This is a genomic window from Rhizobium aouanii (genome assembly GCF_037002925.1).
In the GTDB taxonomy this organism is placed as follows: Bacteria; Pseudomonadota; Alphaproteobacteria; order Rhizobiales; family Rhizobiaceae; genus Rhizobium; species Rhizobium aouanii.
In genome coordinates this window covers 13,635-30,235 of the sequence record NZ_JBAMYD010000017.1, presented here as the reverse complement: position 1 = coordinate 30,235, position 16,601 = coordinate 13,635, and the positions used below count along the sequence as shown (strand labels likewise).

Genomic DNA, 16,601 nt, shown 5'->3' with positions numbered 1-16,601 from the left:
GCAAATACCCCGCCGGCTGGCTCCGGCCATGGCGCAGCAACGCGCCTGACAGCTCCGAAAGATCGAACTCATGACAGAATTTAACGGCGTCGTTCCGGCGATCGCCAAGGCGTTGCAGAAGCGCGGTTACGCCGAACTCACCCCGGTGCAGAAGGCGATGCTCGATCCGGCGCTCGCCGCTTCCGACGCGCTGGTCTCGGCCCAGACCGGTTCCGGCAAGACCGTCGCCTTCGGACTGGCGCTGGCGCCGACGCTGCTTGAAGGCAGGGAGCGCTTCGGCAATGCCGGCGCACCGCTCGCCCTCGTCATCGCCCCGACGCGCGAGCTTGCCCTGCAGGTCAAGCGCGAGCTCGACTGGCTCTTCGAGATGACCGGCGCGGTGATCGTCAGTTGCGTCGGCGGCATGGACATCCGCAGCGAACGCCGGTCGCTCGAGCGTGGCGCCCATATCGTCGTCGGCACGCCCGGCCGGCTTTGCGACCATATCCGCCGCAGGGCGCTCGACATGTCGGAACTGAAGGCCGCCGTGCTCGACGAGGCCGACGAGATGCTCGATCTCGGTTTCCGTGAGGATCTCGAATTCATCCTCGATGCGGCGCCGGACGAACGCCGGACCCTGATGTTTTCGGCAACGGTGCCGGCTGCGATCGCCAAGCTGGCCAAGAGCTACCAGCGCAATGCCGTGCGCATCAGCACCGCGGCCGAGGAAAAGCAGCATATCGACATTGAATATCGCGCACTGATGGTCGCCCCGAGCGACCGCGAGAATGCGATCATCAACGTACTGCGCTATTACGAGGCGACCAATGCCATCGTCTTCTGCTCGACGCGCGCGGCCGTCAATCATCTGACGGCGCGGTTCAACAACCGCAATTTCGCCGTGGTGGCGCTGTCCGGCGAGCTGACGCAGAACGAGCGCACCCACGCGCTGCAGGCGATGCGCGACGGGCGCGCCCGTGTCTGCATCGCGACCGACGTTGCCGCCCGCGGCATCGACTTGCCGGGGCTCGATCTCGTCATCCATGCCGACCTGCCGACCAATCCGGACACGCTGCTGCACCGCAGCGGCCGAACCGGCCGGGCCGGACGCAAGGGCATCAGTGCCATGATCGTGCCGCTGAATGCACGGCGCAAGGCAGAGCGCCTGCTCGAGAATGCCGGTATTTCGGCTGCCTGGGCGCGCCCGCCTTCGGCCGAGGAAGTAAGCGAGCGCGACGACGAGCGGCTGCTCGCCGATCCGATCTTCAACGAAACGCCGCAGGAGGAAGAGCAGGGCCTGGTACAGCAGCTTCTCGCCAGCCACGGCGCCGAAAAGCTTGCCGCCGCTTTCTTACGTCTTTATCGCACCAATCATTCGGCGCCGGAGGATCTGCTCGAGGTTACCGTGCAGGACGAACGCAGCCGCAAGCGCCGCGACAATGCCGAGCCGTACGAGCCGGCGCAGAAGGGACCGCGCGAAGATTTCGGCGCCAGCGTCTGGTTCTCCGTCTCGGTCGGACGCAAGCAGAATGCCGAGCCGCGCTGGCTGATCCCGATGCTTTGCCGCAACGGCAATGTGACGAAGCGCGAGATCGGCGCGATCAAGATGCAGCCCGAGGAAACTTTTGTGGAGATCGCCGCGGCGAGCGCCGAAAGCTTCCTGGCGGCCATCGGTCCGAACAAGGCGCTCGAACGCGGCATCCGCGTGACCAGGCTTTCCGGCACGCCGGATTTCAGCCGGGCGCCTGCGCCGAAGCCTTATGCCGGCAAGCCATCCAGCGACGAGCGGCCGGATGATTCGTTCCGCAGCGAGCGGTCGAAGAACAAGTTCGGCAAGGGTCCGGGCGGCGGATATGCTGCCGCCGACAATGCCAGCGGGGAAAGACGGGATAACAAGCCCTGGAGCAAGAAGCCGGGCAAACCCCCTTTCGATGGCCCGAAGTCCGACAAGCCGAAATTCGAAGGCCCCAAATATGAAGGCAAGGGCGGCGGCGCACCGAAGAATAAGTTTTCAAAGAAGAAGCCCGGCTGATTTTGCCGGCAGCCCTTCGCTGGTCCGGCGGAGGGCTTTGGGCCGTATCCCTGAGGGAGGCAAGGATGGTGATGGAAACGGCGATCCTCAGCGTCCCGGTTTTCAGTACGCTCTGCAATGAGGCCTTCCGGCTGCGGCGCGCTATTTTCGTGCATGAGCAGAAGGTTCCCGAAGCCGAGGAATTCGATGCCGACGATCTCAACGCCCATCATCTTGTCGCCGTCACGGCGGGCGAGGTCTCGGGCACGCTGCGGGTCATTTACGCCGAGGAACACGTGAAGATTGGCCGGGTCGCCGTTGCCGGCCAATGGCGCGGCCAAGGCATTGCAGTCGCAATGATCGGACGAGCGATGGAACTGCATCGCGCTGCCCGCGACAACCGCTTCTATCTCACCGCGCAGGCGGACAAGCTGCCGCTTTACGAGCGTTTCGGCTTCGTCGCCTATGGCGCGGAATTTCTTGACGGTGGCATGCCGCATCTTGCCATGAAGAATTACTGAGCTTCGTCGGCAGGAGCAGACCTCGATGAAACGCCCCGCTATGCCGAATCCCGATCCGGCCGCCTTCATCAAGGCCAACCTGCCGATATCACCGGTTCCCTCCATCCCCGAGATCCTGCTCCATACGGCAGGGCCCGCGAGCGGGCTCTGGCGGCTTGCCGGTAGCAGAGAGGCCGATCCGCCGCCCTACTGGGCCTATCCCTGGGCCGGCGGCGCCGTGCTTGCCCGCCATCTGCTCGATCGACCGGAAATGCTGACCGGTCGCCGAGTGCTCGATCTCGGCGCCGGCTCCGGGCTCGTCGCCATTGCCGCGGCGAAGGCCGGAGCAGCCACGGTGACCGCTGTCGATATCGATACCAATGCCATTGCCGCAATCGAGCTCAACGCAGCGATCAACGGTGTGAACATCGTGGCCTGGGCCGCCGATATCATCGAGGATCAGCCACCAGCGACTGACCTTCTCGTGGTCGGCGACCTGTTCTACGACCCAGCGCTCGCCTTTCGGGTAATGGCCTTCCTGCGGCGTTGCCAGGCCTCCGGCATCGAGGTGCTGATCGGCGATCCCGAACGGGGCTACCTGCCACAGGGCGAACTCAGCCGAATCGCTACCCACGCAGTTGCGGACTTTGGCGCGGGCACGGGCGCCAAGGCTGTACAGGCGGGCGTCTTTTCGCTCTCCGGCGATCGTTGAAATGACGAGCTATGCCAGAAGGTCCGGCCGCAACAGCATGACAGGGCAGGGCGCTCCGGGGGGTAGTTCCGGCGCATTCGGCGGGCGGATGACGAGGCAATCGGCTGCAGCGAAGACCTTCATCATCGAGGAATCTTGCTTGCCGAAAGGTTCGGCGAGCCAGCCGCCGGTGGCGGATTTTACCAGCCTGGCGCGGATATAATCCTGGCGATGGTCATTGGCCCGCAGCGGCACGGCTGTCTCGGCGGTCATCTCGCGCCGGATCGGCGGCAGGAAGGCGAGCCGGCGGATCAGTGGTTCCAGGAAGAGCAGACTGCAGACAAGGCTGGAGACCGGATTGCCGGGCAGGCCGAGCACATGCGTCTCGCCGAAGCTGCCGACCATCAGCGGTTTGCCGGGGCGCATGGCGATGCGCCAGAAATCGAGCTGCATGCCGGCCTCGATCAGCGTGGCCCGCACCAGATCATGGTCGCCGACCGAAGCGCCGCCGAGCGTGACGATCACATCGACCTTGGCGCGCCGCGCCGTGTCGACCGCCGCGGTGATCCTGGCCTTGTCGTCAGGCACGATGCCGAGATCGAGCACATCGGCGCCGGCTTTGCGGGCAAGGGCTGCAATACCAAACGTGTTGGATGCGATGATCTGCGAAGGGCCGGGCGTGCTTCCGGGCGGCAGCAGTTCGTCGCCGGTTGCGAGGATGGCGATCAGCGGGCGCCGCAGCACCTCGACATCAGGCCGGTTCATGCCGGCAGCAACCGTCAGCCGCGAGAAATCGAGCACGGTGCCGGCCGACAGCACGGCTTCGCCTTCGGCGAAATCCTGGCCGCGGGGACGCACATGCTGGCCCTGCCGCACAGGGAAATTGGTTCTGATGCCACCCTCGACCCTCTCCGCATCCTCCTGCAGCAGGACGCTGTCTGCACCTGGCGGAACAGGCGCACCGGTGAAGATGCGGACGGTCTCTCCCTGGCCGACGCTTCCCTCGAAGCCGTGGCCGGCGGAAGACATGCCGATGACCTTCAGCACGGCGCCCGGCTCCGGCGCGTCTTCGCGGCGTAGCGCATAACCATCCATGGCGGAGGCATTGAAGGGCGGCTGGGTCAGGCCTGCCGTCAGATCGACGGCCAGGACACGGCCCTCAGCCTCGGCAAGCGGCAGCGTCTCGGACGCAGCAATGGGCTTCGCGCGAGAGAGTAAGCGGTTCAGGGCCTCGGCAACCGGGAGAAGGTTCATCTTGCCTCCGGATGACGGAAATCGCCGGATTTGCCGCCGGACTTTTCAAGAAGTCTGATGCCGCCGATCTCCATTGCCTTATCGGCCGCCTTGGCCATGTCGTAGATCGTCAGACAAGCGACCGAGACGGCGGTCAGCGCCTCCATCTCCACACCGGTCTTGCCGGTGAGCTTGGCGGTTGCCGTAACGCGCAGACCGGGCAGGGCAGCATCTTCGGCGATCTCGACCGTGACCTTCGTCAGCATCAGCGGATGGCAGAGCGGAATGAGATCGGCGGTGCGTTTTGCCGCCATGATGCCGGCAAGGCGCGCCGTGCCGATCACATCGCCCTTCTTGGCATTCCCTTGCTGTATGAGAGCAAGCGTTTCCGGCGCCATTTTCACATGGCCCTCGGCAGTGGCGATGCGCACCGTCTCAGCCTTGTCGGACACATCGACCATATGCGCCTCGCCGGAGGCATCGATATGGGTCAGACCGGGCTTTGCGCCGCTCATATCATTCGGCCGCGATGGCGGCTTCGCCAAAGAGCAGCGCGCGGGTGGCGGCCGCCACGTCGTCCTTGCGCATCAGGCTTTCGCCGACAAGGAAGGTATTGATGTCGACGGCCTGCAGGCGCGTGCAATCGGCATGGGTGAAGATGCCGCTTTCGCCGACCAGGAGCCGATCGTCAGGCACCATGGGAGCAAGCGCCTCGCTGACGGTGAGGCTAACCTCGAAGGTACGCAGATTGCGGTTGTTGATGCCGATGAGCGGCGAGGAGAGTTTCAGCGCCCGCTCCATCTCCTCGGCGTCGTGGACCTCGACCAGCACGTCCATGCCGAGGGCGAAGGCCTCGTCCTGCAGGCGTTCGGCTTCACCGTCCGATAGCGAGGCCATGATCAGCAGGATGCAATCGGCGCCCCAGGCACGGGCCTCGTGCACCTGATAGGTCTCGAACATGAAATCCTTGCGCAGCGCCGGCAGCGTGCAGGCAGCGCGGGCGGCTGTCAGAAATTCCGGCGCGCCTTGGAAGCTCGGCCTGTCGGTCAGCACCGAAAGGCAGGCGGCACCGCCGGCCTCATAGGCGCTCGCCAGCGACGGCGGATCGAAATCCGGGCGAATGAGACCCTTGGAGGGGCTCGCCTTCTTGATCTCGGCGATCAGGCCGAAGCGGCCGGCATCACGCTTGGCAATGAGCGCCTTGTGGAAGCCGCGCGGCGCGGACTGGCCGGCCTGCATTGCCTTGAGATCGGCAAGCGACACTGCCGCCTTGGCAGCGGCGATCTCCTCGCGCTTGTAGAGTTCGATCTTCTTCAGGATATCGGTCATCGGGCAATCCTAGTCGATATCGTTGGAAACGGCGATGAGTTTGTCGAGGGCGAGCGCGGTGGAGCCACTATCCAGCGACTGCGTGGCCAGCGTCATGCCGTCGCGGATCGTCTCGACCTTGCCGGCGATGACGAGCGAGGCGGCGGCATTGGCCAGCGAGACATCGCGATAGGCATTCTTGGCGCCGCCGAGCACTTCGCGAAGCGCTGCGGCGTTGGCGACACCATCGCCGCCCTTGATGTCGGCGAGCACGCAGGGGCTGACGCCGAAATCGGCAGGCGAAAGCTCGAAGGTACGGATCTTGCCGTCTTCGAGTACTGCAACTTTTGTGATGCCGGTGGTGGTGATCTCGTCGAGCCCGTCGCCATGGACCACCCAGACACATTCGGAGCCGAGATCGCGCATGACTTCGGCAAGCGGCACCAGCCATTGTGGCGAGAAGACGCCGAGCAGCTGGCGACGGACGCCGGCCGGATTGGAGAGCGGCCCGAGAAGGTTGAAGATCGTGCGCGTGCCGAGCTCGACCCTCGATGGGCCTACATGGCGCATGGCGGAATGATGCAGCTGCGCGAACATGAAGCCGACGCCGGCTTCAGCAATGCAGCGGGAGATGATCTCCGGACCGACGTCGAGCTTGACGCCGAGTGCGGCCAAATTGTCGGCTGCGCCCGATTTCGAACTCAGCGCCCGGTTGCCATGCTTGGCGACGGGAACACCGGCGCCGGCGACGATCAGCGCCGCCAGCGTCGAGATATTGTAGGTGCCGCTGGCATCGCCGCCGGTGCCGACGATGTCGATCGCATCGGCCGGCGCCTCGACGGTCAGCATCTTCGAGCGCATCGCGGTGACGGCGCCGACGATCTCATCGACGGTTTCGCCGCGCACGCGCAGCGCCATCAGGAAACCGCCGATCTGCGAGGGCGTCGCCTGGCCCGACATCAGGATGTCGAAGGCGGCGCGGGCCTCGTCACGCGTCAGCGGCTCGCGGCTTGCAGCCTTGGCCAGGAACGGCTTCAGATCGGTCATAAAGCCTCCTAGCGGACCGTCGCCTGTTCAGCGAGCGTCTGGTTGATCTGAGCGCCGTACTGCGTCTGCAGCAGGTTCACCATCTGATCGAGAATATCGTCGCCGGCGGCATTGGCCATGGCGGTGATCTGGGCATCGCGATTGTTCAGCACGTCGGCGGTCGGCTCGGTGTTGACCTCGGTGACTTTCAGCAGGATCTGCGTCGAGGGATCGGCGCCGACAGCGCTCGCGACCGTGTCGACCGGACCCGAGAAGGCGGCGGTGACGCCGGCGCGGCCGAGGACTGCATCATCGGTGGAGCGGGTGACACCGCTCTTGCTTTCGACGGCAATGCCGAGCGGCGTTGCGATATCGGCAAGGGCAGTGCCTTTCTGCGCCTCGGCCTTCAATGCCTCGGCCTTCTTGGCGAGCTCGGCCTTCTGCTGCTCCGCCGTCCAATCCTCGACGGCCTTTTCGCGCACTTCGGCGACCGGGCGGTCGCGGTCCGGCGTGATTTCGCGGACGTTGAACCAGACATAGCCGTCATTGCCGATCGGCAGCGGCGGCGCATCGACGCCGACCTCGGTCTTGAAGGCTTCGCCGAGCAGCTGCTGCCTGGCTGGGATATCCTTGACCTCTTTGCCATCCTTGTCGGCGCCGGTCATATCGACGGCATCGACGGTCACGGCCTTGAGATTCAGCTGGCCGGCGATGTCCTCGAGCGCCGAACCGCCAGCGCGCAGGTCCTCGATGCGGTCATGAACATTGATCACTTCCTGGGAGGCGTTGGAGAGCGCCAGCTGCTTGCGGATATCCTCCTTCACCTCGTCGAAATTCTTCGCCGTTTCCGACTTGATGTTGGTGACGCGCAGGATGACGGGGCCGAAGGAGCCATCGACGACAGGCGTCGTGCCGCCATCGCGCGAAACCGCAAAGGCCGCATCGGCAACGGCCTGGTCGGGAACCTTGTCCTTGGTGAACTCGCCGAGCAGCACGTCGCTTGCCGTCTTGCCCTGGTCGGAGACCAGCTGATCGAAGCTGGTGCCGCTCTTCAGCGCCGTTTCGGCGGCGGCGGCGAGATCCTTGCTGGCAAAGGTCAGCTGTTCGATGGTGCGGCTTTCCGGCGTGCGATAGGTATCCTTGCTCTTGTCGAAGGCTTCGTGGATCTGGTCGTCGGTGACGGTCGCGGCATCGGCAATATCGCCAGGCTGCAGCTTGAGATAGACGAGCTTGCGGTATTCGGGCGCCCGGTAGCGCTGCTTGACACCTTCGAACCACGTCGCCAGCACGTCGTCGGCAGGTGCCTTGATCGGCTCGATATTGGCGTTGGTGAGCAGCAGGTATTCGACGCTGCGGCTTTCGTCACCATAGAGCTTCAGAGCGTCGACCAGCGTCTTCGGTGCCGTGAAGCCATTGGAGATGGCATCGACCACCTGGCTGCGGATAGCGACCTTGCTGCGCTCCTTGATGTAATCATCCTGGCGGATGCCGGCATTGCTCAGGCGCGAAATGAAGAGCTCGCGGTCGAACCGGCCGTTGACGGCCTTGAAAGCCGGATCGTCAGCGATCAACTGGGCGAGGCGATCTTCGGAAAGGCCGAGGTTCATGTCTTCGGCGAGCTGGTCGAGCGAGGCGCCGGCGACGAGCTGGGCGAGCACCTGCTGCTCGACGCCGAAGGCGCGGGCCTGCTCGGGGGTGAGGCGCGTGCCGAACTGCTGGCTGAGGCTTGCCACCTGGCGCTGATAGGCGAGGTGGAATTCGTTGACGTCCACATGCTGATCGCCGACGGTCACGACCGCGGTGCTGTTGCCGCCTGACAGCAGCTCATGCGACACGCCCCAGACGCCGAAGGACGCGACGAGCAGAAGCAGGAGGAGCTTGGCAACCCAGGTCTGAGCAGCTCTTCTCAGGATATGGAACATAGAAACGCAAACCTCGCAGTATCATTGACCCGCGCGCGGGCGGACATTCGACGTTCCTTAAAACAAACCCGACAGGAAATGAAGGGTTTGTCGCGCGAAAAGCTGCACAAGGCGGCTGCTCAACCACGGCGGCTTTGCGGCGAACAAAAGATCGGTCGCGGCGGAACCTTTCGGGCCGCCATTTCGTTGAAGCGGCATCCCATGAAACAGGAGCAGACCATGGCAGAATTGAAAACCGCTTCCGCCGAATCCACCGCTGCGCGCGTCAAGGCTGATATTGCAGCAGACGATCTGTCGGCGCAGGTCGCAGCCCTTCGCAACGATCTCTCCCGACTGACGGAAAGCGTGGTCGCGCTGGGGCAGGGGGCGAAGTCGGCGGTGACCGACGAGGCTTCGCTGATGACGGAACGGCTGCGCGACAAGGTGCGCGAAGAACCGCTCGTGGCACTCGCCGTGACGGCAGGCATTGCCTACGTGTTCGGCCTGCTCAGCCGTCGCTGAACGCGAATTCAGGGTAAGGAAAAGCCGGACGTCATGAACGCCCGGCTTTTGACATTTCCGACGACCGGCAAAAGCGCCGGAGGCCAGCTATCGCGACCTAGTCAGCGGCGGATGACGCGCCCGATCGCAATCAGGATGCAGGCACCGATGAAGCCGGTGATCAGATAGCCCAGCCAACCGGCGAGCGGCTGGATGTTCAACAGACCCAGGATCCAGTTGGCGACGATGGCGCCGACGATGCCGAGCAATATGTTCATGAGCAAGCCCATGCTGCTGCTCATGACCTTTTCCGCCAGCCATCCGGCGATGCCGCCGATGATGATGGCTGCAATCCAACCCACGCCTGCGTTTTCCATGGTTATCTCCCTCCTGGCAAAACGAGTCACAGAATGCACGAAACGAAAGGAAGTTCCACTCCCAGTTACTGGGATCGCGTGCGGGTTCAGCAACTTATGTGATTCACGGCTGCAGCAGGGTGACCGGAGAGTGCAGCGCGTGGGCGACAATCTGGAACAGCAGGCCGGCAATGGCGAGCAATGCGAAGCCGAACGGCATAATCAGGCTCTTGCTAAACATCTTTCCTCTCCCCTTTTGCGTAAAGCATAAGCGGAAGCGGACGGAGCGCAACAATATTGTTAACGAATAGTTAAGCTTAGCAATTAATTAAATTTCAATACACCGATTGGCGTAAAAAAATACTTGCGAATGTTGAAAGTTTTGTTTTGCACCTTTCCCGTGTTGTTGACGGATCATCTGCGATCCATGCGCTCCAGACCTTCCGATCTCCCGCCTTGTCGTCGAGGCGGAAAGTGGTGCTGCTATCTCTCCGGGTCACAAGCAATGAGGCCGCGGAACGCGGTCGGCACCGGTTCCAGTGATCGCGCGCCTTAAGGGCCAATCCATTTGCTGCGGCAATTAGGTCCGGTGGACGATCAGCATGAAGACGAGGAAGGACGCCGTTGCGACAGTCGCGGCGAAGGCAATCTGATAATCCATGTTCGCTAACCCCAGTTGGATGGCTCCTGTAAACGCCTGTGGCGTCACCGAGTTCCAAGCCGCCGTTCGCCGTCATCGCCTGCGGATTGATTTTGGTGCGGACTGCATCATTTTACGAATCGCCATTCAACCAGGGGAACACTTGATGCCAAAAGCTGCAATCGCTATCGCCTGCATCTGCCTGCTCACGCTTTCCGGCTGCGGCAATACCGCATACGGGCTGAAGAAGGATGGACAGGAAGCGAGCCACGCCATGGACAATGCGACCCATCGGGTGCTTTCGGCCGGCGCCAAGAAGTAATGCTGGCGATTGAATAAAAAGCCCGCCTGGGGTGAGGCGGGCTTAGGATTAACAGGGAGAATGGACGGATAGGCTCCGCCTCAATTAATACAGCATTTTCTTAAGCGCATGACTTTACGTCATTCGACGTAACGCGACCGATGCGGCCATGATTCGGAATCGAATAAGAGATATCCGGATCGAATCAGAAGTTGCCCCAGTTCTGAGCGCGGGCACGAGCGCGAATAATCCGGTATTCGCGACCGCCATAGAGCGAGCCGATTGTCAGCAGAAGCGTCAGAACGTCCCAGATGATATGCATGTTATCCTCTTAGGTTGGACGGCCCTGCCGTCGATCGGTGAAGATACAATAGCAATCTTTCGAACGTCCTTATATGACAAGAAATCGGGATGAGCGGGAAGGCCGGCAGGGCGCTTCCGCAGAGGAGAGGCGGCCTTGCCGCCTTGGAGCAGCAAAGTGAACAGATTACACGGTGGCTTATGACGATTTTCTCCGTCCGCCACATCACGTCCTATCGTTACGTCAGGGACGTCGATTTCGGCGAGCATCGATTGATGTTCCGGCCGCGCGACAGTTTCGACCAGCGGCTGATCGAAGCGTCGTTGACGATCTATCCCGAGGAAAGTCATGTGCGCTGGATCCATGATGTTTTCGGCAATTGCGTGGCGCTCGTCGATTTTTCGAGGCCGGCGTCCGAACTTCGTTTCGAAACCTGGATCACGCTCGATCATACGCCCCAGGTCGCCCTGGATCTCAAGGTCGATGACGCGGCCCTGACCTATCCATTCTCCTACGACAAGGACGAGATTGCCGATCTGACGCCGGCGATGCAGCGCCATTACCCCGACCCGAACGACGAGGTCGGACGCTGGGCACGCCAATTCGTCCGCCAGGGGCGTCCGACGGAGACCGGGCATCTGCTGATGACGCTCTGTTACGCCGTCCGCGAAAGCTTCGTCTATGCGCGGCGCCATGAACATGGAACGCAGACGCCGGTGCAAACCTTGCGGCTTCGCTCCGGCACCTGCCGGGATTTTGCGCTTCTGATGATGGAGGCGGCGCGCATCCTCGGCCTCGCGGCGCGGTTCGTTACGGGTTATGTCTATGTTCCCGACCGGGACGGTTCCACCGTTCTCGGCGGCGGTTCCACGCATGCATGGTGCCAGATCTATCTTCCAGGCGCCGGCTGGACGGAGTTCGACCCGACCAACGGCATCGTCGGTAACCGCGATCTCATTCGTGTCGCGGTTGCCCGCGATCCGCGCCAGGCAGTCCCGTTGAGCGGCAGCTACGACGGGGACGGGAAGGATTTCGACAGCATGACGGTGCAGGTCAACGTCACCACGAGGTAATCTCGATTACCTCCGAAGTAATCTTGGGTTTCTCGGGTAATCTTGATTACCCCGAGCCGGCCGCGCAGTGACAGTCCCGCGGCCACGGAACCGGGTAGCGCGATCAACGTTCCATACTCACCTCCACCTCTGCGGAGACGCGATAAGGAAGCCACCATGAAGATACGCGCCGGGTTTCATCTGGGCTATGAATGCACGCAGCCGACGCCGATGCTGCTCGTCCTCAATATCCATCCCTCCCGTCGCGCCGATCTTCTCAGCGATCAGACCCTGACATTCGACCGGCCGATCGAGGCCTGGAGCTATACCGATGTGTTTGGCAATGCCTGCAGCCGGATCGTCGCCCCGCCGGGGCTGACGACGATCTCCACGGAATTCGAGATCTACGACAGCGGCCAACCCGACATCGTTCCCGACGATGCCGTCCAGCACGCGATCAATGACCTGCCGGACGATGTGTTGGTCTTCCTGCTCGGCAGCCGCTATTGCGACACCGACAGGCTTGCGGATTTCGCCTGGGCCAGGTTCTCGTCGACGCCGCTCGGCTGGGCGCGTGTCCAGGCGATCTGCGATTTCGTCCATGACCACATCACCTTCGATTACCTGAAGGCCGACGTGCTCAGGACCGCGCATGGCGGCTTCACCGACAAGACGGGCGTCTGCCGCGACTTTGCCCATCTCGCCATTGCGCTTTGCCGATGCATGAATATCCCGGCACGATATTGCACTGGCTATCTCGGCGATATCGGCGTTCCGATCGATCCCAATCCGATGGATTTCAGCGCCTGGTTCGAGGTCTTTCTCGGCGGCCACTGGCATACGGTCGACGCCCGCCACAACACGCCGCGCATCGGCCGGATTCTGATGGGAACCGGCCGCGACGCCACCGACGTCGCCATGTCGACGGCCTTCGGTCCGGCAACGCTCTCCCGTTTCGAGGTGATCACCGAGGAAGTGCCGCAGGAGGCGATGAAAGCCGATTGATCCAGGGGCCGGCCTTACGTTGCATCGACACCCAGCATCGCGGGCGAGGCGGGTCCTATGCCTTCTTCAAAAACTCGGTTTTCAACACGAGGCCTTTGACCTGCTTGGTGCTGCACTCGATCTCGCCTGGATCGTCCGTCAGACGAATGCCCTTGACCAGCGTTCCACGCTTCAGCGTCTCGGAAGTTCCCTTGACCTTGAGGTCCTTGATGAGCGTCACGGAATCGCCGTCGTGAAGCTGGCTTCCGTTGCTGTCTTTTACAATGATGTCGCTCATAACGTCCCCGTTTGGTGATCGGGACGGGAAATCATGGCGACGCGGAATAGTCAACCATACGAATGGATCAATCGCCTGACCTCAAAAATCCTACACAGGCCTTCAATCAACTCGCGCAGGCGTCCCGCACGCAGCCGCGCAGCCAGCGATGCGCCGGATCGGCATCCATCCTGGGGTGCCAGAGCAATGACACCGTGATCTCAGGCGTCGGGACGGGGAGGGGAAAACTGTGCATTCCCACGCGCAAGGCTCCCGTGTGCCGTTCGGGCACGCTGGCGATCAGATCGGAGTTCCGGGCGAGTTGCAGCGCTGTGGAAAAGCCGCTGACGATGGTGGCGATCTGCCGTTCCAGCCCGAGCGCGTTCAAGGCTTCATCGATCGGTCCCTTGTCGAGCCCGCGCCGCGAGACGTAGATGTGTTGGCCGCCGGCATAAAGGGAGGGCGTCATCTCGCGCTCGCAAAACGGATGCCCCAAGCGCATGACGCCGATGAAACGATCGCGGAACAAGGCCTGCGCCCGCACCTCCGGCCCGGTCGTCCCGCCGACGACGCCGGTTTCCAGATCGACGGTCCTGTCGCGAAGCGGGGCGCTGTCCCTATCCGGTTTCTGCACGAAGCGTAGCCGCACACCGGGCGCTTGCCGACCGAGGCGGGCGATGAGATCCGGCCCGAAGCTCTCGGCAAAGCCTTCGCTGGTGCGCAGCGTGAACGTCCGGACCAAGCGTTGAAGGTCAAGCGCCTCGGCAGGACGCAGGATCGCCTGCGCGTCCTCGACAGTCCGGCCGACCCGCTCGCGCAGTTCGAGCGCGCGCGGCGTGGGGACGAGGCCGCGGCCGGCCCGCACCAGCAGCGGATCGCCCGTCGTTTCGCGCAATCGCGCTAAGGCCCGGCTCATCGCCGACGGGCTGAGCCGCAGCCTTTGCGCCGCACGCGCAACGCTGCCTTCGGCAAGCAGCACATCGAGGGTGACGAGGAGGTTGAGATCGGGTGTCGACATGCATCAAGTATAACACGCTTTCATCGTGATGTGGCGTCAGACGCATGAATGAAGTGCAAACCATGCGCCTTCCGCCATATCAAGCAGAGGACTAGGTTTTCACCAGTTCCATTCGGGGGAACTAAGAGAAAACGGAGTTCACGGGTTGAAATCGATCATTGCAGAGCGAAACGAGGCCATCGCCGAACAGCCACCCTCCGTACGATGGGCGCTTGCCAGTCTTTCCCTCTCGATGTTGCTGCCGTCGCTCGGCACCAGCATCGCCAACGTTGCCCTGCCGAGCCTGGCGCAGGCGTTCGATGCCACCTTCCAGGATGTGCAGTGGATCGTTCTCGCTTACCTCCTTGCCATCACCACCCTGATCGTCAGCGTCGGACGGCTTGGCGACATCACCGGTCGGCGCCGGCTGCTGCTCATCGGCATCCTGCTTTTCACGCTGGCCTCGGTCCTCTGCGGCGTCGCGCCGACGTTATGGCTGTTGATTGCCGCGCGCGCTGTGCAGGGCCTGGGTGCGGCCATCATGATGGCGCTCACCATGGCCTTTGTCGGCGAAACCGTGCCGAAAGAACGAACCGGAAGCGCCATGGGGCTGCTCGGAACGATGTCGGCGATCGGTACCGCTCTTGGGCCCTCGCTCGGTGGCCTGCTGATCGCCGGGCTCGGCTGGCCGGCAATCTTTCTCGTCAACGTGCCGCTCGGCGTTCTGACCTTCGTTCTCGCCTATCGCCATCTGCCCGCCGATATCGGCAAGGGGAAGACGGATCGGAAGGGCTTCGACATGGCGGGCACACTGCTGCTTGCGCTGACGCTTTCGGCCTATGCGCTGGCGATGACGATCGGGCACGACCGCTTTGGCCTGCTGAACGTCGCCCTGCTGCTGGCTGCCGTCTTCGGCACCGGTTTGCTCGTCTTCGCCGAGGCGAGAGCGGCATCGCCGCTGATCCAGTTGACGGTGTTCCGCAATCGCGTGCTCGCCGCCAGCCTGGCGATGAACATGCTGGTTTCGACTGTGATGATGGCGACGCTGGTCGTGGCGCCGTTCTACCTCTCCCATGCGCTGGGGCTCAATCAAACTTTCGTCGGCATCGTCATGTCGATCGGCCCCGTGATCTCCATCTTGAGCGGGGTCCCGGCCGGTCGCCTGGTCGACCGTCTGGACGCACCATTCGTGGTCGTCGCAGGGCTCCTCGCCATGGCGGCAGCCTCCGTCGCCATGGCCGTACTTCCCGGGATATCAGGCTACATCGCCGCCATTGCCATGCTGACACCCGGCTATCAGCTGTTCCAGGCGGCCAACAACACTGCCGTCATGGCGGACGTCCACCCGGACCAGCGGGGCGTCATCTCGGGCATGCTCAACCTGTCGCGCAATCTCGGGCTGATTACCGGCGCATCCGTGATGGGCGCCGTCTTCGCGTTCTCTTCGGGAACACCCGATATCACGGCGGCGCATCCCGAGGCCATTGCCTCAGGCATGCGGATGACCTTTGCCGTCGCGGCAGCACTGGTTATCGCCGCGCTCGCCATCGCGGCCGGGATTTATCGACGCCGAACCAATTCCGAAGCATGATCAGCGCCCGGTATGGACATGCGAGCAAAGCCGCCGAGAATTCAACTGGACTCGAGTTTGCCGGTCCAGCGGTTTCGTCCCTTCCAGTATGAGCACTCCGGGCACGCCTCGCCGCTCGGATAGTCGATTCCCTCCTCGTGAGGGCAGCCGATGATTGCGTCCACCATCACTACCGACTTCACCTCATTCTCGCGCAGGAATGCGGCGATCTCGGCGATCACGGTCTCGTCCATCCTGAGATCGCCGGTTTCGGCAAACCATCGGCGCAGATCGGCCGGATCCGCATGCAGCGCCGGGATGATGCTGACGGCAGCCTTGCTGGCGCGGCGGTTGTCAGGCCCATAATATGCGATCGTACCCATGGGGTAGCCGCGGTTACCGCGCTTGCTCTTTTTCTCGAGCCATTTCCGTGGTTGCCAGCCTAATTTCATTGTCGCTGCTCGCTTTTCAGTGGTTTGCTATTCTATTATCCAGCCTAATTCGTGGGGTAAAGTTCGGTGAGCATATGGCGAGCAAGAGACAATGGATCATGACACGGAGCGAGAAGCCGGCTCCGGTCGACAATCTTGAGAAGCAGGCGATTATCGCAGCCTGCGAGGCCTTCATTCGCGATATTCTGAAGCCGCGTTTCCTGCCTGAAATCCGGCCGACCGAGTGGAACTACGTCGTCGATATCAGAGGCTCGTGGGCGGGAAATCGATATCGGTTCATGCAGCGCTACAGATCCGGCTTTGAGGACATCACGGCGAGGAGTTCGATGCCCCCTTCGCCCGCATCGACCGCATGGGACCAGACCGGTTCGATATCTATTGGATGCGGCACACAGGCAAATGGTGGCGGCTCCATTCCGGGGTGACGCTTGCCGAGGCGCTGCGAATCCTCGAAACTGACGGCATGCTGCATCCGGTCTGATCAAGACAGAACGGCGCGGCAGACTGGAACCGCCTTCGTC

18 protein-coding genes are annotated in these 16,601 nt (G+C 62.7%); 9 read left to right on the top strand and 9 right to left on the bottom strand.

Annotated features, from left to right (window positions below):
• Positions 1–70 precede the first annotated feature (70 nt).
• The 3 genes from V8P77_RS26415 (at position 71) to V8P77_RS26405 (ending at position 3,202) form a co-directional block, all read left to right on the top strand.
• On the top strand, positions 71–2,011 hold the full coding sequence (locus V8P77_RS26415) for a DEAD/DEAH box helicase (protein ID WP_335914956.1): 1,941 nt from the start codon (positions 71–73) through the stop codon (positions 2,009–2,011).
• A gap of 65 nt (positions 2,012–2,076) precedes the next feature.
• Positions 2,077–2,511 (top strand): GNAT family N-acetyltransferase, encoded by a 435-nt coding sequence (locus V8P77_RS26410; protein ID WP_335914955.1) that lies wholly within the window; start codon positions 2,077–2,079, stop codon positions 2,509–2,511.
• 25 nt (positions 2,512–2,536) lie between these two features.
• Entirely contained in the window at positions 2,537–3,202 is a 666-nt protein-coding gene (locus tag V8P77_RS26405) for a class I SAM-dependent methyltransferase (protein WP_335914954.1), read from the top strand.
• 9 nt (positions 3,203–3,211) lie between these two features.
• Here V8P77_RS26405 and V8P77_RS26400 read toward each other — a convergent pair whose 3' ends face one another.
• From V8P77_RS26400 to V8P77_RS26380, 5 genes are read right to left on the bottom strand one after another with little or no spacing between them, the layout of a single operon-like run.
• A complete protein-coding gene (locus V8P77_RS26400; protein WP_335914953.1) occupies positions 3,212–4,435 on the bottom strand; it encodes a molybdopterin molybdotransferase MoeA in 1,224 nt (407 codons plus the stop codon).
• Positions 4,432–4,929, bottom strand: coding sequence for a cyclic pyranopterin monophosphate synthase MoaC (moaC, locus tag V8P77_RS26395; protein ID WP_335914952.1), 498 nt, complete (start codon positions 4,927–4,929; stop codon positions 4,432–4,434). The genes V8P77_RS26400 and moaC overlap by 4 nt, the downstream gene beginning before the upstream one ends.
• 1 nt (position 4,930) lies before the next feature.
• The gene (gene trpC, locus V8P77_RS26390) at positions 4,931–5,743 is read right to left on the bottom strand and encodes an indole-3-glycerol phosphate synthase TrpC (protein WP_335914951.1); all 813 of its coding nucleotides are present in this window, start codon (positions 5,741–5,743) and stop codon (positions 4,931–4,933) included.
• Between the two features lie 9 nt (positions 5,744–5,752).
• Complete coding sequence (gene trpD / locus V8P77_RS26385) at positions 5,753–6,769, bottom strand: anthranilate phosphoribosyltransferase (RefSeq protein ID WP_335914950.1); 1,017 nt, start codon at positions 6,767–6,769, stop codon at positions 5,753–5,755.
• An 8-nt stretch (positions 6,770–6,777) separates the two neighbouring features.
• Entirely contained in the window at positions 6,778–8,670 is a 1,893-nt protein-coding gene (locus V8P77_RS26380) for a peptidylprolyl isomerase (RefSeq protein ID WP_335914949.1), read from the bottom strand.
• A 219-nt stretch (positions 8,671–8,889) separates the two neighbouring features.
• On the opposite strand from V8P77_RS26380, the gene V8P77_RS26375 reads away from it, so the two are divergent.
• Positions 8,890–9,171, top strand: a complete 282-nt coding sequence (locus V8P77_RS26375; protein ID WP_025394620.1) for a hypothetical protein — start codon at positions 8,890–8,892, stop codon at positions 9,169–9,171.
• Between the two features lie 101 nt (positions 9,172–9,272).
• Here the strand turns inward: V8P77_RS26375 and V8P77_RS26370 are convergent, their stop codons facing one another.
• Positions 9,273–9,527: a GlsB/YeaQ/YmgE family stress response membrane protein gene (locus V8P77_RS26370; protein ID WP_020050024.1), complete on the bottom strand. Its 255-nt coding sequence runs from the start codon at positions 9,525–9,527 to the stop codon at positions 9,273–9,275.
• 785 nt (positions 9,528–10,312) lie between these two features.
• Here V8P77_RS26370 and V8P77_RS26365 point away from each other — a divergent pair.
• From V8P77_RS26365 to V8P77_RS26355, 3 genes are all read left to right on the top strand, one after another.
• Positions 10,313–10,468, top strand: coding sequence for a hypothetical protein (locus V8P77_RS26365; RefSeq protein WP_018445292.1), 156 nt, complete (start codon positions 10,313–10,315; stop codon positions 10,466–10,468).
• A 480-nt stretch (positions 10,469–10,948) separates the two neighbouring features.
• Positions 10,949–11,821, top strand: a complete 873-nt coding sequence (locus tag V8P77_RS26360; RefSeq protein WP_027667423.1) for a transglutaminase family protein — start codon at positions 10,949–10,951, stop codon at positions 11,819–11,821.
• 156 nt (positions 11,822–11,977) lie between these two features.
• The gene (locus tag V8P77_RS26355; RefSeq protein ID WP_207158410.1) at positions 11,978–12,805 is read left to right on the top strand and encodes a transglutaminase-like domain-containing protein; all 828 of its coding nucleotides are present in this window, start codon (positions 11,978–11,980) and stop codon (positions 12,803–12,805) included.
• A gap of 55 nt (positions 12,806–12,860) precedes the next feature.
• Here the strand turns inward: V8P77_RS26355 and V8P77_RS26350 are convergent, their stop codons facing one another.
• Positions 12,861–13,082, bottom strand: coding sequence for an alkylphosphonate utilization protein (locus V8P77_RS26350; protein WP_335914939.1), 222 nt, complete (start codon positions 13,080–13,082; stop codon positions 12,861–12,863).
• A gap of 106 nt (positions 13,083–13,188) precedes the next feature.
• Positions 13,189–14,079 (bottom strand): LysR family transcriptional regulator, encoded by an 891-nt coding sequence (locus V8P77_RS26345; RefSeq protein WP_335914937.1) that lies wholly within the window; start codon positions 14,077–14,079, stop codon positions 13,189–13,191.
• 145 nt (positions 14,080–14,224) lie between these two features.
• Between V8P77_RS26345 and V8P77_RS26340 the strand changes: the two genes are divergently transcribed.
• Positions 14,225–15,649, top strand: coding sequence for an MFS transporter (locus V8P77_RS26340; RefSeq protein ID WP_335914935.1), 1,425 nt, complete (start codon positions 14,225–14,227; stop codon positions 15,647–15,649).
• Between the two features lie 41 nt (positions 15,650–15,690).
• On the opposite strand, the gene V8P77_RS26335 is transcribed toward V8P77_RS26340, so the two are convergent.
• Positions 15,691–16,080: a hypothetical protein gene (locus tag V8P77_RS26335; protein WP_335914934.1), complete on the bottom strand. Its 390-nt coding sequence runs from the start codon at positions 16,078–16,080 to the stop codon at positions 15,691–15,693.
• A gap of 352 nt (positions 16,081–16,432) precedes the next feature.
• Between V8P77_RS26335 and V8P77_RS34905 the strand changes: the two genes are divergently transcribed.
• Positions 16,433–16,561, top strand: coding sequence for a DUF3024 domain-containing protein (locus V8P77_RS34905; protein ID WP_444965443.1), 129 nt, complete (start codon positions 16,433–16,435; stop codon positions 16,559–16,561).
• Positions 16,562–16,601 lie beyond the last annotated feature (40 nt).